Genomic DNA, 20,927 nt, shown 5'->3' on the forward strand with positions numbered 1-20,927 from the left:
GTGTTGGCTTTAGGCTCCATGCCTGCGCCTGATTATGCCACTATAACCGCTAATCCCGTAGAAGTGGAATCCCGTGTTTATATCACGTAATGTAGAACGGCCTTTTTTTCGTCAACCGTGAGCGACGGCACATCGATTCTCAAGGAATAACAATAACATCATGCAAAGCCTTTCCCCGACATCGCGTTACCAGCAAGCCCTCAACGACGGCAGTCATCAACCCGACAACGTACAACTCGAAGCCGTGAATCGACTGGAAACAATTTTCCAGGCGCTTACAACGCCAGCACGTCCTGCGCCGCAGGAGAGTGGACTGATGGCGCGTTTTGGTAAATTGCTGGGCAAGCGTGAGTCACCGATCAACGCACCGGTGCGTGGTTTATATATGTGGGGCGGAGTTGGGCGCGGAAAAACCTGGCTGATGGATCTGTTCTACCATAGCCTGCCGGGCGGGCGTAAACAGCGTTTGCACTTTCACCGTTTTATGCTGCGCGTCCATGAAGAACTTACCGCCCTGCAGGGGCATAGCGATCCGCTGGAAATCATTGCCGACCGCTTTAAGGCCGAAACGGACGTGCTGTGCTTCGACGAATTTTTTGTTTCTGATATCACCGATGCCATGCTGCTTGGCGGCCTGATGAAGGCGCTGTTTGCCCGCGGTATTACGCTGGTGGCGACCTCCAATATTCCGCCAGATGAGCTGTATCGCAACGGTTTGCAACGCACGCGTTTTCTTCCTGCCATTGATGCCATCAAACAGCATTGTGACATCATGAATGTCGATGCCGGCGTCGATTATCGTCTGCGTACCTTAACGCAGGCGCATTTGTGGTTGTCGCCATTGAATGAGGAAACCCGCCAGCAGATGGATAAGCTTTGGCTGGCATTAGCGGGAACCAAAGGTGAACATGCGCCAACGCTGGAGATCAATCATCGTCCGATGCAGACGCTGGCCGTCGAAAACCAAACGCTGGCGGTGTCGTTTACCACGCTCTGCGTCGATGCCCGGAGTCAGCATGACTATATTGCGCTGTCGCGTCTGTTTCACACGGTGCTGTTGTCTGATGTGCCGGTCATGACCCCGCTGATGGAGAGTGAAGCGCGACGCTTTATCGCATTGGTGGATGAGTTCTACGAACGCCACGTCAAGCTGGTGGTCAGTGCGGCATCACCCCTCTATGAAATTTATCAGGGCGAGCGTCTGAAGTTTGAATTTCAGCGTTGTTTGTCGCGTTTGCAGGAGATGCAAAGCGAAGAGTATCTGAAGCGGGAACATTTAGCCGGTTAAACCTGCAGCAAATCACATAAAGGGGTCGATCTTTGACCCTGACTTCTCTATAATCTTGCGACCCCACGTTACGAGAGAGTTTTTTTCCCAAAACTTTCTATGCGCCGGCATAGGCTATTCGAAGGGGTAGGTTTGCTGGACAATGTCGTGTGAACCTCAACTGACAAAACGTTTGGGTGTTCACCAACGTGTAACTTATTTATTTGGGTAAGCTTTTAATGAAAACTTTTACAGCTAAACCAGAAACCGTAAAACGCGACTGGTATGTTGTTGACGCGACCGGTAAAACTCTGGGCCGTCTGGCTTCCGAACTGGCTCTGCGCCTGCGCGGTAAGCACAAAGCGGAATACACTCCGCACGTAGATACCGGTGATTACATCATCGTTCTGAACGCTGACAAAGTTGCTGTAACCGGCAACAAGCGTACTGACAAAGTGTACTATCACCACACCGGCCACATCGGTGGTATCAAACAAGCGACCTTTGAAGAGATGATTGCTCGCCGTCCTGAGCGTGTGCTTGAAATCGCGGTTAAAGGCATGCTGCCAAAAGGCCCGCTGGGTCGTGCTATGTTCCGTAAACTGAAAGTTTACGCTGGCAACGAGCACAACCACGCGGCACAGCAACCGCAAGTTCTTGACATCTAATCGGGATTATAGGCAATGGCTGAAAATCAATACTACGGCACTGGTCGCCGCAAAAGTTCCGCAGCTCGCGTTTTCATCAAACCGGGCAGTGGTAAAATCGTAATCAACCAACGTTCTCTGGAACAGTACTTCGGTCGTGAAACTGCCCGCATGGTAGTTCGTCAGCCGCTGGAACTGGTCGACATGGTTGAGAAACTGGATCTGTACATCACTGTTAAAGGTGGTGGTATCTCTGGTCAGGCTGGTGCGATCCGTCACGGTATCACCCGCGCTCTGATGGAGTACGACGAATCCCTGCGTGGCGAACTGCGTAAAGCTGGCTTCGTTACCCGTGATGCTCGTCAGGTTGAACGTAAGAAAGTCGGTCTGCGTAAAGCACGTCGTCGTCCTCAGTTCTCCAAACGTTAATTGTACTCTGCTTCGGCAGACGACAATTTGCGAAAAAACCCGCTTCGGCGGGTTTTTTTATCGTTATTTCTCGCCTCAGATCCACGGTAATCCGCTGATTGCCACCTCTTTTTCCCCATTTCAAGAATCGACTCACCACAAAGGTCACAAAATCTGGTAAACTATCATCCAATTTTCTGCCCAAATGTCCGGTATCGTTCATTTTTTGTTTGTATTTTGAACAGTAATGACTTTCCCGAGTCTGGGTGACATCACTTCTGGCTGGCCACTGAGTGGCTGGTAGCAGTAAAAATTCTGAATATACCTGGAGGTTTTCATGGCTGTCGCTGCCAACAAACGTTCGGTAATGACGCTGTTTTCTGGTCCTACTGACATCTATAGCCATCAGGTCCGCATTGTGCTGGCTGAGAAAGGTGTTAGTTTCGAGATTGAGCATGTGGAGAAGGACAATCCACCTCAGGATCTGATCGACCTCAACCCGAATCAGAGCGTACCGACACTGGTGGATCGTGAGCTGACCCTGTGGGAATCTCGCATCATTATGGAATACCTGGATGAGCGCTTCCCGCATCCGCCGCTGATGCCGGTTTACCCGGTTGCGCGTGGTGAAAGCCGCCTGTACATGCAGCGTATTGAAAAAGACTGGTACACGCTGATGAACGTCATCGTGAACGGTTCTGCATCTGAAGCCGAAGTCGCGCGTAAGCGTCTGCGCGAAGAACTGCTGGCAATCGCGCCAGTATTTGGCCAGAAACCTTACTTCCTGAGCGATGAGTTCAGCCTGGTAGACTGCTACCTGGCGCCGCTGCTGTGGCGTTTACCGCAGTTGGGTATTGAATTCAACGGTGCAGGTTCGAAAGAACTGAAAGGGTACATGACTCGCGTCTTCGAACGTGACTCTTTCCTGGCTTCTCTGACTGAGCCTGAACGTGAAATGCGTCTGGGCCGGGGTTAACCTGTATGGATTTGCCACAGCTAACACCACGCCGTCCGTATCTGCTGCGCGCGTTCTATGAGTGGTTGCTGGACAACCAGCTCACGCCGCATCTGGTGGTGGATGTGACGCTCCAGGACGTGCAGGTTCCAATGGAATATGCGCGTGACGGGCAAATTGTTCTGAATATTGCACCTCGTGCGGTGGGTAACCTGGAACTGGCTAACGATGAAGTGCGCTTTAACGCGCGCTTCGGTGGTGTGCCGCGTCAGGTGTCTGTGCCGTTGGCTGCCGTTCTGGCAATTTATGCACGTGAAAATGGCGCCGGTACGATGTTCGAACCGGAAGCCGCCTACGACGAAGATGTTGCCAGCTTAAATGATGACGACAACGACGCGTCTGGTTTTGAGAGTGAAACGGTCATGTCGGTCATTGATGGCGATAAACCTGATAATGGCGACGACAACGATCCGGATGACACTCCTCCGCCGCCCCGCGGCGGGCGCCCAGCGCTACGCGTAGTGAAATAAAGAGTGAAATAAGAAAACAGGCCCTTTCGGGCCTGTTCTGTTTTCTGGCTCTGCAATCAATAAAACAGCGCGATGGTGACTATCATATTCACCACAAACCCCACTGCCATCGGAATAGCGGTGCGCTTTACCACCTCAAAGGGCGACACGCCGGCAATACCCGATGTCACGACAATTACAGCGGTTATGGGTGACACCGCGCGGGCAAGCGTAGTGGCAAAATGCATCGGCATAATCATTACTACGGCAGGAATATGCAGCCCGGCGGCAATATCCGGAATGAGGCTGGCAAAAGACATAAACGGCGCGTTGCCTGACCCCATGACGATTGCGCAGGCGGCGATGACCACCGCCATGATGATCATCACGCCGATACCTCCAAGACCGGAATGCTCTGCGCCTTTTATTACGGCATCGACAGTCCCGATAGTCGTCAACCCTTTCGCAAAGATTTCACCGGCGACCACCAGGGTGACAACGTTGGCAAACTGCGTCCCCATGCCGTCAAAAAAAGCCTGCACATCATCCATCGTTTCGCGCAGATTATGTTTATGCAGGAATTCAACAAACATAGTCAGAGTCATGCTCATTAACATCACCACCACCAGATTCAACTCAGCTTTCATTAGCCCCATTTGTGCAAGGGAAAGCGAGCCCAGCATCAGGATCAGCGGCATCACCGGCAAAATGGCGTAATAGAGCGGGGGTACGTTTTCCAGCGTCTTATGTTCCGCAAATCCGTTACTTTCCGGTGCGGCTTTTTTATCAAATTGACGCTGAACGAAAAAATGCGCAATGGCGACGGCGACAATGACACACGACGCGACGGGCAACTGGTATTGAAAGAAATAGGTGGCGATTTTCATGCCCGCGACCTGCGCGGCAAAAATAGAGTTGGTTTCCAGAATGCCCCATTCAATCGACATCGAAGTGGCAATGACCGCAACAGCGGATAAACGGCTCACGCCAAGACTAACCAGCGTTGGGAACAGCGTCACCATCAGCAACATACCTAACCCGGATGCGCTGGTAATGAACTGCGCCATGATCTGACCAATCACATAGGTGGCGGCAAGAACTACATAGGGGGAACGGATTAGCTTGAGCGGGCGACTTAACAGGCTAACCATCGCTCTGCTGGCCCCCATCCTGTCCATATAACGGGCATAACCGCCCACCGCCATGATTGATAACCCCAGTCCGGCCGCGCGGTTGGAGAGCATACGCAAAATTTCATTGTAAATATCGACCAGTAGATAGCCACTGCTTTTGTCGTCAGCGACCAACGCGCCGTAGCCCAGCCAGACGCCGCAGATCATCAGGAAGATCCCGGCGGCGGCCAACACGACCTGCGGTTTGTAGTTTTTGAGGATCAGGTAACCCATCGTTAATAAAACGATGACAGAGATAATGATGCCGAACATTGTTTCACTCCATGTCAGAGAAGAAGATAAATCCGGTAATAACGCTGCTGTCAAAACGGATGTTATATTTTTCTGGGCATTTTTTATGGAGTGAATATCTTATTTTTAATTCGATGGTGTAATTATTTATCGTTATAAAATAGATGGTTATGATAAATTATCACGTTCATATTCATAATTTTCATGAAGCTATTTAACTCCATTCAATTAAAATGAGGCAGAAGATACTCGCTTAAAATAATATTGCTGTTACGTATATTATCAATAGGCCAGCCGGATCAGATCGTCCATCATTTCACCCTGCTTTCGATCCTGTGTTAGGATAAACCCGCTGTTGTTTGTCACCACGACTTAGCTGAATGGACCCTATGAACGCATTTGATTCGCAAGCTGAAGACTCTCCATCCACCATTGGCCGTAGCTTACGCAATCGCCCGTTGGCGCGTAAAAAACTGTCTGAAATGGTTGAAGAAGAACTGGAGCAGATGATTCGTCGTCGGGAATTTGGCGAGGGCGAACAGTTGCCGTCTGAGCGGGAGCTGATGGCCTTCTTTAACGTGGGCCGTCCTTCTGTACGAGAAGCGCTGGCCGCGTTAAAACGCAAAGGTCTGGTACAAATCAACAACGGCGAGCGCGCCCGCGTTTCGCGTCCTTCAGCTGATACCATCATCAGCGAGCTGTCTGGTATGGCGAAAGATTTCCTCGCACATCCCGGTGGCATTGCCCACTTCGAGCAGTTGCGACTTTTCTTTGAATCCAGCCTGGTACGATACGCCGCCGAACATGCGACAGATGAGCAAATCGACAGACTGGCTAAAGCACTGGAGATCAACAGCCAGTCGCTCGATGACAATACGTTGTTCATCCGCTCGGACGTTGATTTTCACCGTGTACTGGCTGAGATCCCGGGCAATCCTATCTTTATGGCTATCCATGTTGCGCTGTTAGACTGGCTGATTGCCGCCCGTCCGACCGTCGCCGATCAAGAGTTGTATGAGCACAACAACTTGAGTTATCAGCAGCATATCGCGATTGTAGAAGCTATTCGCCAGCGCGATCCTGAAGAAGCTGACCGCGCACTGCAAGAACACCTCAACAGCGTTTCCGCGACCTGGCACGCCTTCAGCAAAAGTAAAAAATTGCGTAAGTGATCGCGATCCCGACGATCGTTTAAACACAAAATCATTCAAGTTGCATCAAGGCGGCAAGAGAGCGAATCCCCTGGAGCATAGGTAACTATGTGACAGGGGTGAGCGAACGCAGCTACGCAGAGGCGGCTTGAAGAATGAAGTGTTTAGTGAAGTAGATCGCACTATAAGCGTTCTGTATTGTATTGCTGCTTATTTGATCTGGTATAACAGGTATAAAGGTATGTAGTCAGATAACACTAATCATCGTCAGAGGTCGTTATGGCAAGAGATTTAAAAGGCGTAATGCCAGCATTGTTAACCCCATTCGATAATCAACAGCGACTGGACATCGAGAGTCTGCGCCGCCTGGTGCGTTTCAACATTGGTCAGGGTGTCGATGGGCTCTATGTCGGTGGCTCAACGGGTGAGGCCTTTGTCCAAAACCGCGTTGAAAGAGAGCAGGTGCTGGAAATTGTGGCCGAAGAAGCGAAAGGCAAGGTGACGCTGATCGCTCATGTTGGCACGGTGAGCACCGAAGAAAGCCAACAGCTGGCGAGCGCCGCGCATCGTTACGGCTTTGATGCAGTTTCGGCCGTCACGCCGTTTTACTATCCGTTCAGCTTTGAAGAGCATTGCGACCACTACCGCGCAATTATTGATTCAGCTAATGGATTGCCGATGGTGGTCTATAACATCCCGGCGCTGAGCGGCGTAAAACTGACTCTGGATCAGATCAACACGCTGGTGACGCTACCTGGCGTTGGCGCGCTGAAACAAACTTCCGGCGATCTCTATCAGATGGAACAGATCCGCCGCGCTCATCCCGATCTGGTGCTTTATAACGGCTATGACGAGATCTTCGCTTCCGGACTGCTGGCGGGTGCAGATGGCGGTATCGGTAGCACTTATAACATCATGGGGTGGCGCTATCAGGGAATTGTGAAAGCGCTCAAAGAAGGCGACATTCGCACGGCGCAAAAGCTGCAAACCGAGTGCAATAAGGTTATCGATCTGCTTATTAAGGTTGGCGTGTTCCGCGGCCTGAAAACAGTACTGCACTATATGGATGTGGTTTCTGTCCCACTGTGCCGTAAACCCTTTGCCCCGGTAGATGAACAATATCTGCCGGAACTGAAAGCGCTGGCAAACCAACTGCTGGCGGAAAAGGCGTAATCACGGGTAGCCGGGGGCGCTTCGCTTGCCCGGCCTGGATTTTCGACCGTAGGCCGGGTAGGGCAAAGCCAGTATCCGGCACAACAACAAAAATCGTCGGGAGAGTAAAATGAGTACTTCTACCCAGAGCATCCCGTGGTATCGCCATCTTAATCGGGCACAATGGCGGGCATTTTCCGCCGCCTGGCTGGGATATTTGCTTGATGGTTTCGATTTTGTGTTAATCGCCCTGGTGCTGACAGAAGTGCAGGGCGAATTCGGACTGACGACGGTGCAGGCTGCCAGTCTGATCTCGGCCGCCTTTATCTCCCGTTGGTTTGGCGGATTAATGTTGGGGGCCATGGGCGATCGTTACGGACGCCGCCTGGCCATGGTCACCAGTATCATTCTGTTCTCCGTGGGGACGCTGGCCTGCGGCTTTGCGCCGGGCTACACCACCATGTTTATCGCCCGCCTGGTTATCGGTATGGGAATGGCCGGTGAGTATGGTTCCAGCGCAACCTATGTTATTGAAAGTTGGCCTAAACATCTGCGAAACAAAGCCAGTGGTTTCCTGATTTCCGGCTTTTCCGTTGGTGCCGTGATCGCCGCCCAGGTCTACAGTCTGGTGGTCCCGGTCTGGGGATGGCGCGCGCTGTTCTTCATCGGCATCCTGCCAATTATCTTCGCCCTCTGGCTGCGTAAAAATATTCCGGAAGCGGAAGACTGGAAAGAAAAACACGAAGGCAAAGCGCCAGTGCGCACGATGGTGGACATTCTCTACCGGGGCGAGCATCGGGTAATTAATATTCTGATGACGCTCGCCGCTGCAACTGCGCTGTGGTTCTGCTTTGCTGGCAACCTGCAAAATGCGGCTATCGTGGCGGCCCTGGGACTGATATGCGCCTTTATCTTCATTAGCTTTATGGTGCAAAGCAGCGGGAAACGCTGGCCGACGGGCGTGATGCTGATGGTGGTCGTGCTATTCGCCTTCCTGTACTCGTGGCCGATTCAGGCGCTGTTGCCAACCTATCTGAAAACGGAACTGCTGTACGATCCTTCCACGGTGGCCAGAGTGCTCTTCTTTAGCGGCTTTGGTGCGGCGGTCGGTTGTTGCGTCGGTGGTTTTCTTGGCGACTGGCTGGGCACGCGTAAAGCCTATGTCTGCAGTCTGCTGGCCTCGCAGTTGCTGATTATTCCGGTGTTTGCAATAGGCGGTTCAAACGTCTGGGTACTGGGTTTGCTGCTGTTTTTCCAACAAATGCTCGGCCAGGGGATCTCCGGGATCTTACCAAAACTGATTGGCGGCTATTTCGATACCGATCAGCGTGCGGCGGGATTGGGCTTCACCTATAACGTGGGCGCACTGGGCGGGGCTTTGGCACCGATCATCGGCGCGCTGATTGCCCAACGTCTTGATCTGGGTACCGCGCTGGGATCGCTCTCCTTCGGCCTGACATTTGTGGTGATCCTGCTGATTGGTCTCGATATGCCGTCCCGCGTACAGCGCTGGCTGCGTCCTGAAGCGTTACGTACGCATGACGCCATCGATGGTCGACCGTTTAGCGGGGCCGTGCCGTTCGGCGGTGACAAAAGCACCATGGTGAAATCCAAAAGTTAATCCAATTGCCCGGTGCTGAACCGGGCAATAGCCGTAAGGGAAGAATATGTCGTTCTTTGAGCTACAGAGCGCCACTACGATGCATGAGGCGGTGTCATGACCACACTGGCGATTGATATTGGCGGCACCAAATTGGCTGCCGCGCTGGTAGAGAACAATCTGCAAGTCCGCGAGCGGCGTGAACTGCCGACGCCTGCCAGTAAAACGGCGCAAGCGCTGCGCGCCGCGTTACAAACACTGGTTGCACCGCTACAGGGGCGTGCTAATCGGGTGGCGATCGCCTCGACGGGGATTATTCGTGAGGGGGCTTTACTGGCGCTGAATCCGCATAACCTCGGCGGGTTGATGCATTTTCCGCTGACACAAACGCTGGAGCAAATCACCGACCTGCCGACGCTGGCCGTCAATGACGCACAGGCAGCGGCGTGGGCTGAGTACGATGCGCTTGGTGGTGAGTACCGCGATCTGGTGTTTATTACCGTCTCCACAGGCGTGGGCGGGGGAGTCGTCAGCGGTGGGACACTGCTGACCGGAGTCGGCGGTCTGGCTGGGCATCTGGGACATACGCTGGCCGATCCGCATGGGCCTGTTTGCGGCTGCGGGCGTGTGGGTTGCGTTGAGGCGATCGCATCCGGTCGTGGAATAGCGGCGGCTGCCGAAGGCGCGCTTGCCGGATTCGACGCCAAAACTATTTTTAGCCGTGCCGGACAGGGGGATGAGCAGGCAAGCCGGTTGATCCATCGCTCGGCGCGTACTTTGGCAAGGCTTGTTGCCGATGTGAAGGCCACGACCGATTGCCAGATTGTGGTGATTGGCGGCAGCGTTGGGCTGGCTGAAGGGTATCTTGCGCTGGTGGAACATTATCTGGCACAAGAGCCTTTGGCCTATCACGTGGAATTGCTGGCGGCGCATTACCGTCATGACGCTGGATTACTGGGGGCCGCGCTGTTGGCCCAGGGAGAATGATGATGATATCAGATGCGTTGAATTCACTGCCTTCTGCCGGATTACATCCGGTCTTGCAGCAGGCGTTAACGCTTGCCATTGCGGCGAATCCGCAGGAGAAGACGCCTGGGCGCTACACGTTGCAGGGCGAGAATATTTTTATGAATGTCATGCAATTTACAACGCAGAGCCCAGAGCATAAGAAAGCGGAGCTGCATCAGCAGTACATTGATATTCAGATGCTGTTGTCCGGCGAAGAACGGATTCTGTTCGGGATGACCGATTCTGCTCGTCACTGTGAAGAGATGCACATCGAGGATGATTATCAGCTGTGCAGCCAGATTGCCGATGAACAGGCTATGGTACTGAAGCCGGGAAAATTTGTGATTTTTATGCCGGGCGAGCCGCATAAACCGGGTTGTGTGGTGCAGGCCCCGATGGACATCAAAAAAGTGGTGATCAAAGTCCGCGCCAGCTTATTACAAGCTTGAGAATGAGAGACTGTGTCGGATGGCAAGGCTTACGCCATCCGACATGGAATGTAACGACCTAGCGCTTAAACGTCACCGTTTCTGGCTGCGTCAGATGCAGTGTGGTTTGGCTTGGGACCGTCTCGGCAATGACTCGACCATGACGAATGGAATAACGGGCAGGCGTCTGGCGACGAACCGCGTCAAACCCATTTTCTGCAGGCAAAATCACCAGATTCGCAGAATTCCCCACGTTCAGACCGTAGTCCTGCAGGTGCAGGGTTTTCGCGCTGTGGCTGGTGACCAGGTTCAACCCATCGTTAATTTGTCCGTATCCCATCAGTTGGCACACGTGTAATCCCATATGCAGCACCTGCAGCATATTCGCAGTGCCCAGCGGGTACCACGGATCGAAGACGTCATCATGACCGAAGCAGACGTTGATCTCCGCTTCCAGCATCTCTTTGACGCGCGTAACACCACGACGCTTAGGATAAGTGTCAAAGCGCCCTTGCAGGTGAATATTCACCAGTGGATTTGCGACAAAGTTAATGCCGGACATTTTCAACAGACGGAAAAGACGGGAAGCATACGCGCCGTTGTAGGAATGCATCGCCGTGGTATGGCTGGCGGTCACGCGCTCGCCCATATTGTAGCGATGTGCCAGTGCCGCAACGGTTTCAACAAAGCGGGATTGCTCATCATCGATTTCGTCACAGTGCACGTCGATAAGTTTGTCGTATTTTTGCGCCAGAGCGAAAATCTTATGCAGCGACTCTACGCCATATTCACGCGTGAATTCAAAGTGCGGGATCGCGCCAATGACGTCGGCGCCCAGACGCACGGCTTCCTCCAGGAGCGCTTCACCATTGGGATAAGAAAGAATGCCTTCTTGCGGGAACGCGACAATCTGTAGCTCTACCCACGGAGCGACTTCTTGCTTCACCTCCAGCATGGCTTTTAGCGCCGTCAACGTAGGGTCGGAAACGTCAACGTGAGTACGGACATACTGGATGCCGTTGGCCATCTGCCACTTCAGGGTCTGCATGGCGCGCGCTTTGACGTCTTCGTGAGTGAGCATTGCCTTACGTTCAGCCCAGCGTTCAATGCCCTCAAACAACGTACCAGACTGATTCCAGCTCGGCTCGCCCGCGGTTTGTGTAGTGTCCAGATGGATATGTGGCTCAACGAACGGTGGGATAGCCAGACCGCCTTCAGCATCAAGCACTTCACCCTGTGGTAACGTCGCTGCGTCTTGAGGCTCAATACGGCTAAAGCGCCCGTTTTCAATCGTGATTTGCCATAACCCTTCACGTCCCTGTAAACGCGCCTGATGAATGGTGATGTTATTATTCTGCATGGCTGACCTCCGGGGATTTAGCAAGGCTGCGATTGAAAAGTGGATTCAGCAGGATATAGCTGAATACGCCGCCAAGTACGGCATTGACGGGCACGATGCCGGGAATATAGTGACCTGCGGCAATGCCAAGTGCAACGGACAGGATCGCTATCCAGTTTACGGAAATAAATTGCGCTTTGCTGAAGTCGGCATAGCGGCGATGGTTCAGCAGATAGTCGGCGATGATCACCCCGCCAATCGGGGGAATCGCTGCCGACAGAAATGTCAGCCAGCCGACAAAGTTATTGTAAAGCCACAGTGCGCACAGTGTGCCAATAATACCGTTAGCCACTGACAGCGTACGGCTGGAAAGGCCGGTAATATTGGCAAATCCCAGGCCCGATGCGTACAGCGCATTATCGTTGGTGGTCCAGATATTCAGGCCGAGAACGATGATCGCGGGCAGCAGCAGTCCCTGGGCAATCATCACGTCAGAGATATCCGCCTGTCCAACCGCAGCCGCGCCCGCAGCGCCGAAGATGAACATAAGCGAATTGCCAAGGAAAAACGCCACCATGGCGATCAGCACCGCGCCTTTGGCGTTGCGGCCAAAACGGACGAAGTCAGCGGTTAACGTCCCTGCGCTGACAAACGAGCCGACTACCAGCGCCAGTGCGGTGGAGAAATCCAGCGGCGTTTGCGGCACTATCGCTTTTAAATGCTCCAAACCGCCGACATCGCTCACTGCCAGCCAGACGGAGTAGCTGCCAAGTACGACGATGGCAGGCACGGCGATGATAGATAAAACGGTCAGCGCTGAGATGCCAAAAAAGATGGTCAGGGTCATCAACAGACCGGAAATCGCAATCAGGATATTGACGTCAATTCCCGTCGCTTTGCCAACCGGGATAGCAAACATGGCCACACCAACGCCAAACCAGCCTACCTGTGTGCCGCCTAACAGCAGAGAGGGAAGCCATGAACCTTTCACACCAAATGAGTAACGCGCCAGAAGGTGGGTTGAGAGCCCTGTTTTTGCGCCGATAAAACCGAGAAATGCAGTGTAAATACCGAGGAGAAGATTACCGAAGAGAACTGCCAGGAAGAAATCATTATAAGAAAGACCGGTACCGAGTGTGCCACCGGTCCACATACTGGCGGAAAAGAATGTGAGTCCCAACATGACAAATGTTAGTGGAACTACGCCTTTTCGCGCCGCCAGAGGGACGGGGCCCTGGCTATAATTGTTGTCTTGCGACACAACGCCTCCATGAATTTTGCCCAAAAAATCCGCCGCATAATATACAGTTCTCAACGTAAAGCAAACGTTTTCGTCTGATTTTTACATGGTTATTATTGATGATGTCGATCTGTTTGGGGTGTTAAGGTTATTTGCCCTGTTTACTAAACGTGTTGTCAGACTGGCTTAATCGGCAGGTTTGGCGGTATTGCGGCAGGAATTTGGCATCTCACCCACCAGGGCAGATGAGATGCCTTAAGAGGCTGTATTACACTTCCAGGTAGTTCAGGATACCGTCTGCCGCTTTACGACCTTCGGCAATCGCGGTGACCACCAGATCCGAACCGCGCACGATGTCGCCACCGGCGAAGATTTTCGGGTTGCTGGTCTGGAAGGCGTTGTCGCTGCGCTCTGGAGCAATAATGCGGCCCTGAGAATCCAGTTCGACGCTGTGTTTTGCCAGCCACTCCATACTGTGCGGACGGAAGCCAAATGCCAGTACCACCGCATCTGCCGGAACAACGTGTTCGGAACCGGCGACGATCTCCGCACGGCGACGGCCCTTCGCATCTGGTTCACCCATTTCGGTACGCGCCATTTTCACACCGCATACCTTACCGTTGGCGTTCACTTCCACGCCTAAAGGCTGGACGTTGAACTGGAATTCGACGCCTTCTTCACGCGCATTTTTCACTTCGCGTTTGGAACCCGGCATGTTCTCTTCGTCACGACGATAAGCGCAGATGACATGTGCTGCGTTCTGGCGAACCGAGGTCCGCACGCAGTCCATCGCGGTATCGCCACCGCCGAGAACGACGACGCGTTTGCCTTCCATGCTGATGTACGGCTCGTCGCTGCTTTCGCCAAAGCCCATCAACTGTTTGGTATTGGCGATCAGGAACGGCAGGGCATCAAACACACCGGAAGCGTCTTCGTTTTCCAGCCCACCGCGCATCGACTGATAGGTACCTACGCCAAGGAACACGGCGTCATAATCTTTCAGCAGATCGTCAAGCTGTACATCGCGGCCCACTTCCACGTTCAATTTGAACTCAATGCCCATACCGGTGAAGATTTCACGACGGCGGGTCATGACCTCTTTCTCCAGTTTGAAGGCCGGGATACCGAAGGTCAGCAGACCGCCGATTTCCGGGTGGCGGTCAAATACCACCGCCTTCACGCCGTTACGGGTCAGCACATCAGCACAGGCCAGGCCTGCCGGACCGGCACCGATGATCGCCACGCGCTTGTCGGTTTGACGCACGCCGGTCATATCCGGGCGCCAGCCCATTTCGAATGCTTTATCGTTGATATAGCGCTCGATGTTACCGATAGTCACCGCGCCGAACTCATCGTTCAGCGTACAGGATCCTTCACACAGACGATCCTGCGGGCACACGCGGCCACAGACTTCCGGCAGAGTGTTGGTCTGGTGCGACAGTTCTGCTGCTTCAAAAATACGCCCCTCGTTCGCCAGTTTCAGCCAGTTCGGGATGTAGTTATGCACCGGGCACTTCCACTCGCAGTACGGGTTACCGCAGGACAGGCAGCGGTCTGCCTGTGCTTTGGCCTGACCTTCGGAAAACGGCTCGTAGATCTCGATAAACTCGATCTTACGGATCTTCAGCGGCTTCTTAGGTGGATCAACGCGCTGCAGGTCGATAAATTGGTATACGTTCTGACTCATTGCTGCTACCCCTTACTGCGCCTGCACACGCAGCTCTGCTGCGCTACGACTACGGTGACCCAACAGTGCTTTCACATCACTGGATTTTGGTTTTACCAGCGCGAATTTCGCCGAGAATGCTGGCCAGTTAGCCAGGATCTCTTCGCCGTGTGAAGAGCCGGTATGCTGTACGTGCTCGGTAATCAAACCGCGTAGGTGTTCCTCGTGGATAGCCAGCGAGTCCACGCTCAGCACTTCTACCAGTTCCGGGTTCACGCGTTTGCGGAACTCACCGTCTTCATCGAGCACGTAGGCGAATCCGCCCGTCATACCCGCTCCGAAGTTGACGCCCGTTTTTCCGAGAATACAGACGATGCCGCCGGTCATATATTCGCAGCCGTTGTCGCCAATACCTTCAACCACGGTGATTGCGCCGGAGTTACGTACTGCAAAGCGCTCACCCGCACGACCCGCGGCAAACAGGCGGCCACCGGTGGCACCATACAGACATGTGTTACCAATGATGCTCGCCTCATGGCTACGGAAAGCAGAGCCAACCGGAGGACGCACTGCAAGCAGACCGCCCGCCATACCTTTACCGACATAGTCGTTGGCATCACCGGTCAGATACAACTCCACGCCGCCCGCGTTCCACACGCCGAAGCTCTGGCCTGCGGTACCGCTGAAGTGCGCTTTGATTGGGTCAGACGCCAGCCCCTGATCGCCATGCGTTTGCGCGATATAGCCCGACAGCGACGCGCCAACAGAACGGTCGGTGTTGCGGATATCGAACCAGAAGGTTTTGCTCTGGCGCTCGTCGACAAACGGTTTCGCTTGCTGTAACAACTGAGCGTTCAGCACGCCGTTATCAAACGGCGGGTTGTTCTCGGTGCAATGCAGAGCTTTACCCGGATGCGGTTCGGCGGTTTCCAGCAGACGAGACAGTTCCAGTTTCTGTTGCTTGGCGGTAAACCCTTCCAGCTCTTTGAGCAGGTCGGTACGACCAATCAGATCCACCAGACGCTTCACACCCAGTTGCGCCATCAGCTCACGGACTTCGCGGGCGATAAATTCAAAGTAGTTAGTCACTTTGAACGGCAGGCCGTGATAGTGGTTCTTACGCAGTTTGTCATCCTGAGTCGCCACGCCGGTTGCGCAGTTGTTCAGGTGGCAAATACGCAGGTATTTACAACCCAGCGCCACCATTGGACCGGTACCGAAGCCGAAGCTTTCCGCACCCAGAATCGCCGCTTTAATGATATCGACACCGGTTTTCAGACCGCCATCAACCTGCAGACGAATCTTGTGACGCAGACCGTTAGCGACCAGCGCCTGCTGGGTTTCCACCAGACCGAGTTCCCACGGGCAGCCCGCATATTTCACCGAGGAGAGCGGGCTTGCGCCGGTACCGCCATCGTAGCCAGCAATGGTGATCAGATCCGCATAGGCTTTCGCCACGCCTGTGGCGATGGTGCCAACGCCTGGTTCGGAAACCAGCTTCACGGAGATCATCGCTTTCGGGTTGACCTGTTTGAGGTCGAAAATCAGCTGCGCTAAGTCTTCGATAGAGTAAATATCGTGGTGCGGCGGCGGGGAGATCAGCGTCACGCCCGGCACCGAATAGCGCAGTTTGGCGATGTACGGGGTGACTTTATCACCCGGTAACTGACCGCCTTCGCCAGGTTTCGCGCCCTGAGCGACTTTAATCTGGATGACATCGGCGTTGACCAGATACGCCGGGGTTACGCCAAAGCGACCGGAAGCAACCTGCTTAATGCGCGACACTTTATTGGTGCCATAGCGCGCCGGGTCTTCACCGCCTTCACCGGAGTTCGAGTTGCCGCCGATGCTGTTCATGGCTTCGGCCAGCGCTTCGTGTGCTTCGGGGCTTAATGCGCCGATGGACATAGCTGCGGTATCAAAGCGTTTAAACAGTTCGGTTGCGGGTTCTACTTCGCTAATGCTTACGGCTTCATCGCCAGGCGTAATCGCCAACAGATCGCGCAGCGTGGCCGCCGGACGCTCATTGACCAGCTTGGCATATTCCTGATAGTCGCTGTACTCGCCGCTTTGTACCGCCTGTTGCAGCGTGCGCACCACGTCCGGGTTGTAGGCATGGTATTCGCCGCCGTGGACGTATTTGAGCAAACCGCCCTGGCTGATAGGTTTACGTGCCAGCCATGCATGTTTGGAGAGGTTCAGCAGATCTTGCTGGAAGTCGCTAAACCCTGCGCCGCTAATACGGCTGACCACGCCCTGGAAGCACAGCGCCACGACATCATCGTGCAGACCAACAGCTTCAAACAGCTTCGAGCAGCGGTAAGAGGCGATGGTCGAAATGCCCATTTTGGACATGATTTTGTACAGACCTTTGTTGATGCCGTTACGGTAGTTCAGCATCACGGTCCGGTAATCTTTGGCAACCGCCTGAGTGTCGATCAGCCGTCCCAGCGTTTCATACGCGAGATACGGGTAAATGGCCGTCGCGCCAAAGCCGAGCAGGACAGCAAAATGGTGCGGGTCGCGGGCGCTGGCGGTTTCAACGATGATGTTGGCGTCGCAACGCAGGCTTTGTTCTACAAGGCGCGTTTGCACTGCGCCCACGGCCATCGGTGCCGGAACCGGCAGGCGGTTTTTCGCGATGTTACGGTCAGAGAGCACCAGCAGCACCGTACCGTTACGCACCATCTGTTCCGCCTTATCGCACAATGCCTTGACGGTCTCTTCGAGGGTGGTTTCGGTCACGTCGAAGGTGATATCGAGGCGGTCGGCGCGGTAATGCTCCTCTTTCATGGTGGTGAGCTGGGTGAAATCGGAGTACAGCAGGATCGGCGATTTAAAGCTCAGGCGGTGTGCCTGACCTTCGGCTTCGCAGAAGACGTTCATCTCACGACCGATGCTGGTGGCCAGCGACATAACGTGCGCTTCACGCAGCGGGTCGATCGGCGGGTTAGTCACTTGCGCGAACTGCTGGCGGAAGTAGTCATAAATGATGCGCGGCTGGCTGGACAGCACGGCAAACGGGGTATCATCACCCATTGAGCCGACTGCTTCCTGACCGTTTTCACCTAGCACGCGGATCACGGAATCCAGCTCTTCGGCGCTGTAGTTAAACTGTTTCTGATAGCTGGCGAGCGTGTCATCGTCCAGTTCGCGGCTGCCGACCTGATCGTCTGCGAGGTCTTCGAACGGCACCAGACGGCGGACGTTCTTCTCCATCCACTCTTTGTACGGATGGCGGCTTTTCAGATCGTCATCGGTTTCGGCGGAGTGCAGAATGCGCCCGCTGCGGGTATCGATAACCATCAGCTCGCCAGGGCCGACGCGACCTTTCTCGACGACTTCATCCGGCTGATAATCCCAGATCCCAACTTCAGAGGCGCAGGTAATCAGCTTGTCTTTGGTGATGACGTAGCGCGCCGGACGCAGGCCGTTACGGTCAAGGTTACAGGCGGCAAAGCGGCCATCGGACATAACAATGCCCGCCGGGCCATCCCACGGCTCCATGTGCATGGAGTTAAAGTCAAAGAACGCGCGCAGCTCCGGGTCCATATCCGGGTTGTTCTGCCAGGCCGGCGGCACCAGTAAACGCATGGCACGGATAATGTCCATCCCGCCAGCCAGCAGCAGTTCCAGCATGTTATCCATTGAGCTGGAGTCGGAGCCGGTTTCGTTAACGAACGGTGCGGCGTCGTGCAGGTCAGGGATCAGCGGTGTCTGGAATTTATAGGTACGTGCGCGTGCCCATTGGCGGTTGCCGGTGATGGTGTTGATTTCACCGTTATGCGCCAGGTAGCGGAACGGTTGCGCCAGCGGCCAGCGCGGTACGGTATTGGTGGAGAAGCGCTGGTGGAACAGGCAGATGGCCGATTCCAGACGCAGGTCCGCCAGGTCCAGGTAAAAGCGCGGCAGATCCGCCGGCATACACAGACCTTTATAGATATTGACCAGGTTCGACAAGCTACACACGTAGAAGTCTTTATCGTCCTGGAGGCGTTTTTCGATGCGACGGCGCGCGATGAACAGGCGGCGCTCCATATCACGCGGACGCCAGCCCGCAGGGGCGTTGACAAAAATTTGCTCGATACGAGGCAGGGAGGAGAGGGCGATTTCACCGAGAACACCTTCGTTGGTCGGCACGTCGCGCCAGCCGACAATCGACAGGGTCTCCTGCTGTAATTCTTCTTCGACAATGCGACGAGAAGCCGCAGCCAGTTCAGCGTCTTTATTTAAAAAGATCATGCCGACGGCGTAGTTTTTAGCTAAACGCCAGCCGCGCTCTTGCGCCACGATGCGGAAAAAGCGGTCAGGTTTTTGTAACAGCAAACCGCAACCATCGCCGGTTTTACCATCGGCTAGAATTGCGCCACGGTGCTGCATGCGGGCCAGTGCGTGTATGGCGGTACGCACTACCTTGTGGCTAGGTTCGCCTTCTATGTGGGCGATCAGGCCGAAACCACAGTTATCCCTCTCAAGGGATTTATCGTACAACATATCAGTGAACCTCCCCAGGCTCTGCGGGATTCCCATCTGGACCGTTGCGCACGGGCACACCAAGAGCATGGCGACGGGGTTTGCGTGTCATACGCTTACCTCGCATTCGCCCTCTTTATCCTTTTCGCATAGGTCAAACAAGTTTGAGGACTTGCTTCAGAGGGAATCTCAATTACTGCATAAATATGATGAGCAGACTGCTCATCCAGAAAGCTTCCAGCGGATTTCCACGTTATCGGGAATCCACACACAGGTCAAATGGCAATCTTATTTATGCAAAAATGTGCTATAGGGCGATTAACTTTATGAATATGTTGAAATTTAAGGCTTTTTTACATTGATTTAACGCAAGGGGGATGGGGAGCGAAGTGTGATCTGTCTCACTGTCAGAAAGGCTGTATATCCCCCGTCCTCCCTTTGTTTATCGCTATGCTTGGCATTTTATGCTGGTTTTTGGAGTTTTGGCGTCTTAAAGATACTGTTTTTATGCTGAGAGTATAAGAAGATAAAAAAAACAGTCGGATATAAGGAAAAGTAATTTCATTTTGAATGAATGAAATTTCGATTATTTTGATTTGTTATGCAATGAATAAAAGCACGCCAGGGCGATTGATCCAGGTCATCGCCGACTGGGGCAAAAAATGGCAGGCTTTGGCCTCTTTTCAAGGCGCGGTCTACCAGATTATGCAGTTACAGAAATTAGTCAATATGTTTGGTGGGGATCTTTCTCGCCGTTACGGGCAAAAGGTTCATAAACTCACGCTTCACGGCGGCTTTAGCTGTCCAAATCGTGATGGCACCATCGGACGTGGTGGATGTACTTTCTGCAATGTCGCCTCGTTTGCCGATGAAGCACAGCAGCACCATTCTATTGCCGAGCAGCTTGAGCATCAGGCGCATCTGGTCAATCGCGCGAAACGCTATCTGGCCTATTTCCAGGCCTATACCAGCACCTTTGCTGAAGTGCAGGTGCTGCGTTCGATGTATCAGCAGGCGGTTAGCCAGGCCAGTATCGTCGGGTTATGCGTTGGGACGCGCCCCGACTGCGTGCCGGATGCGGTACTCGATCTGCTTTGCGAGTATAAAGACCTCGGCTATGAGGTATGGCTGGAACTCGGTTTGCAAACCGCGCATGACAAAACCCTGCATCGTATTAACCGCGGCCATGATTTTGCCTGCTACCAACGCACTACGCGACTGGCACGCGAGCGCGGGCTGAAAGTGTGCTCACACCTGATTGTCGGTCTGCCGGGAGAAGGGCAGGCAGAATGCCTGCAAACCATGGAACGTGTAGTGGAGACGGGTGTTGACGGTATTAAGCTGCACCCGCTGCATATTGTGAAAGGCAGTACGATGGCGAAAGCCTGGAAAGCCGGGCGGCTGAACGGAATTGAACTGGACGACTATACGGTTACCGCCGGGGAGATGATCCGTCATACGCCGCCAGAGGTGATTTATCATCGAATTTCCGCCAGCGCGCGTCGCCCAACGCTGCTGGCACCGCTATGGTGTGAAAACCGCTGGACCGGCATGGTCGAACTGGATAAGTACCTTAACAAGTACGGTGTGCAAGGCTCGGCGCTCGGTACGCCATGGGTGCAGCCTGAGAACTAACTCTCCGTAGGCCGGATAAGGCAAA

Annotated in this window: 16 protein-coding genes; 11 read left to right on the plus strand and 5 right to left on the minus strand. The window is 53.9% G+C overall.

What is annotated here, in order from left to right; translation table 11 throughout:
- Positions 1-160: 160 nt before the first annotated feature.
- From zapE to sspB, 5 genes are all read left to right on the plus strand, one after another.
- Positions 161-1,288 (plus strand): cell division protein ZapE, encoded by a 1,128-nt coding sequence (gene zapE, locus LY264_RS02440; protein ID WP_048225736.1) that lies wholly within the window; start codon positions 161-163, stop codon positions 1,286-1,288.
- 218 nt (positions 1,289-1,506) lie between these two features.
- Complete coding sequence (gene rplM, locus LY264_RS02445) at positions 1,507-1,935, plus strand: 50S ribosomal protein L13 (RefSeq protein ID WP_003025141.1); 429 nt, start codon at positions 1,507-1,509, stop codon at positions 1,933-1,935.
- Between the two features lie 15 nt (positions 1,936-1,950).
- A complete protein-coding gene (gene rpsI / locus LY264_RS02450; RefSeq protein ID WP_003025138.1) occupies positions 1,951-2,343 on the plus strand; it encodes a 30S ribosomal protein S9 in 393 nt (130 codons plus the stop codon).
- A 316-nt stretch (positions 2,344-2,659) separates the two neighbouring features.
- Positions 2,660-3,298 carry a stringent starvation protein SspA gene (gene sspA, locus LY264_RS02455; protein WP_003025132.1) on the plus strand — a complete coding sequence of 213 codons (639 nt, stop codon included), beginning with the start codon at positions 2,660-2,662 and terminating at the stop codon, positions 3,296-3,298.
- 5 nt (positions 3,299-3,303) lie between these two features.
- Complete coding sequence (gene sspB / locus LY264_RS02460; protein WP_003025130.1) at positions 3,304-3,807, plus strand: ClpXP protease specificity-enhancing factor; 504 nt, start codon at positions 3,304-3,306, stop codon at positions 3,805-3,807.
- A 56-nt stretch (positions 3,808-3,863) separates the two neighbouring features.
- Here the strand turns inward: sspB and dcuC are convergent, their stop codons facing one another.
- Positions 3,864-5,231, minus strand: a complete 1,368-nt coding sequence (gene dcuC, locus LY264_RS02465) for an anaerobic C4-dicarboxylate transporter DcuC (protein ID WP_048225734.1) — start codon at positions 5,229-5,231, stop codon at positions 3,864-3,866.
- A gap of 359 nt (positions 5,232-5,590) precedes the next feature.
- On the opposite strand from dcuC, the gene nanR reads away from it, so the two are divergent.
- The 5 genes from nanR to nanQ all read left to right on the plus strand — a co-directional run bounded on the left by nanR (position 5,591) and on the right by nanQ (position 10,570).
- Positions 5,591-6,382 (plus strand): transcriptional regulator NanR, encoded by a 792-nt coding sequence (nanR, locus tag LY264_RS02470; protein WP_048225732.1) that lies wholly within the window; start codon positions 5,591-5,593, stop codon positions 6,380-6,382.
- Positions 6,383-6,640: 258 nt separating this feature from the next.
- Positions 6,641-7,534: an N-acetylneuraminate lyase gene (gene nanA, locus LY264_RS02475; RefSeq protein WP_048215450.1), complete on the plus strand. Its 894-nt coding sequence runs from the start codon at positions 6,641-6,643 to the stop codon at positions 7,532-7,534.
- A 109-nt stretch (positions 7,535-7,643) separates the two neighbouring features.
- Positions 7,644-9,134: an MFS transporter gene (locus tag LY264_RS02480; protein WP_048225730.1), complete on the plus strand. Its 1,491-nt coding sequence runs from the start codon at positions 7,644-7,646 to the stop codon at positions 9,132-9,134.
- A 96-nt stretch (positions 9,135-9,230) separates the two neighbouring features.
- On the plus strand, positions 9,231-10,100 hold the full coding sequence (nanK, locus tag LY264_RS02485) for an N-acetylmannosamine kinase (RefSeq protein ID WP_048225728.1): 870 nt from the start codon (positions 9,231-9,233) through the stop codon (positions 10,098-10,100).
- A 2-nt stretch (positions 10,101-10,102) separates the two neighbouring features.
- Positions 10,103-10,570 (plus strand): N-acetylneuraminate anomerase, encoded by a 468-nt coding sequence (nanQ, locus tag LY264_RS02490; protein ID WP_048216381.1) that lies wholly within the window; start codon positions 10,103-10,105, stop codon positions 10,568-10,570.
- Positions 10,571-10,628: 58 nt separating this feature from the next.
- On the opposite strand, the gene LY264_RS02495 is transcribed toward nanQ, so the two are convergent.
- The 4 genes from LY264_RS02495 to gltB form a co-directional block, all read right to left on the minus strand.
- Complete coding sequence (locus LY264_RS02495) at positions 10,629-11,909, minus strand: cytosine deaminase (RefSeq protein WP_008785942.1); 1,281 nt, start codon at positions 11,907-11,909, stop codon at positions 10,629-10,631.
- Positions 11,899-13,149: a cytosine permease gene (gene codB, locus LY264_RS02500; RefSeq protein ID WP_048225726.1), complete on the minus strand. Its 1,251-nt coding sequence runs from the start codon at positions 13,147-13,149 to the stop codon at positions 11,899-11,901. The genes LY264_RS02495 and codB overlap by 11 nt, the downstream gene beginning before the upstream one ends.
- 247 nt (positions 13,150-13,396) lie before the next feature.
- Positions 13,397-14,815, minus strand: coding sequence for a glutamate synthase small subunit (locus tag LY264_RS02505; RefSeq protein WP_008785940.1), 1,419 nt, complete (start codon positions 14,813-14,815; stop codon positions 13,397-13,399).
- A gap of 12 nt (positions 14,816-14,827) precedes the next feature.
- A complete protein-coding gene (gene gltB, locus LY264_RS02510; RefSeq protein WP_122983986.1) occupies positions 14,828-19,288 on the minus strand; it encodes a glutamate synthase large subunit in 4,461 nt (1,486 codons plus the stop codon).
- Between the two features lie 684 nt (positions 19,289-19,972).
- Between gltB and mnmL the strand changes: the two genes are divergently transcribed.
- Positions 19,973-20,902, plus strand: coding sequence for a tRNA modification radical SAM protein MnmL/YtqA (gene mnmL / locus LY264_RS02515; RefSeq protein WP_122983988.1), 930 nt, complete (start codon positions 19,973-19,975; stop codon positions 20,900-20,902).
- Positions 20,903-20,927 lie beyond the last annotated feature (25 nt).

The sequence above is a fragment of the Citrobacter portucalensis genome (assembly GCF_023374935.1).
In the GTDB taxonomy this organism is placed as follows: Bacteria; Pseudomonadota; Gammaproteobacteria; order Enterobacterales; family Enterobacteriaceae; genus Citrobacter; species Citrobacter portucalensis.

What these genes read in the sequence shown, in the direction of transcription:
- zapE (WP_048225736.1), top strand. Translation starts at nt 161, where the DNA reads ATGCAAAGCCTTTCCCCGACATCGCGTTACCAGCAAGCCCTCAACGAC.
- rplM (WP_003025141.1), top strand. Translation starts at nt 1,507, where the DNA reads ATGAAAACTTTTACAGCTAAACCAGAAACCGTAAAACGCGACTGGTAT.
- rpsI (WP_003025138.1), top strand. Translation starts at nt 1,951, where the DNA reads ATGGCTGAAAATCAATACTACGGCACTGGTCGCCGCAAAAGTTCCGCA.
- sspA (WP_003025132.1), top strand. Translation starts at nt 2,660, where the DNA reads ATGGCTGTCGCTGCCAACAAACGTTCGGTAATGACGCTGTTTTCTGGT.
- sspB (WP_003025130.1), top strand. Translation starts at nt 3,304, where the DNA reads ATGGATTTGCCACAGCTAACACCACGCCGTCCGTATCTGCTGCGCGCG.
- dcuC (WP_048225734.1), bottom strand. Translation starts at nt 5,231, where the DNA reads ATGTTCGGCATCATTATCTCTGTCATCGTTTTATTAACGATGGGTTAC.
- nanR (WP_048225732.1), top strand. Translation starts at nt 5,591, where the DNA reads ATGGACCCTATGAACGCATTTGATTCGCAAGCTGAAGACTCTCCATCC.
- nanA (WP_048215450.1), top strand. Translation starts at nt 6,641, where the DNA reads ATGGCAAGAGATTTAAAAGGCGTAATGCCAGCATTGTTAACCCCATTC.
- LY264_RS02480 (WP_048225730.1), top strand. Translation starts at nt 7,644, where the DNA reads ATGAGTACTTCTACCCAGAGCATCCCGTGGTATCGCCATCTTAATCGG.
- nanK (WP_048225728.1), top strand. Translation starts at nt 9,231, where the DNA reads ATGACCACACTGGCGATTGATATTGGCGGCACCAAATTGGCTGCCGCG.
- nanQ (WP_048216381.1), top strand. Translation starts at nt 10,103, where the DNA reads ATGATATCAGATGCGTTGAATTCACTGCCTTCTGCCGGATTACATCCG.
- LY264_RS02495 (WP_008785942.1), bottom strand. Translation starts at nt 11,909, where the DNA reads ATGCAGAATAATAACATCACCATTCATCAGGCGCGTTTACAGGGACGT.
- LY264_RS02505 (WP_008785940.1), bottom strand. Translation starts at nt 14,815, where the DNA reads ATGAGTCAGAACGTATACCAATTTATCGACCTGCAGCGCGTTGATCCA.
- gltB (WP_122983986.1), bottom strand. Translation starts at nt 19,288, where the DNA reads ATGTTGTACGATAAATCCCTTGAGAGGGATAACTGTGGTTTCGGCCTG.
- mnmL (WP_122983988.1), top strand. Translation starts at nt 19,973, where the DNA reads ATGCAGTTACAGAAATTAGTCAATATGTTTGGTGGGGATCTTTCTCGC.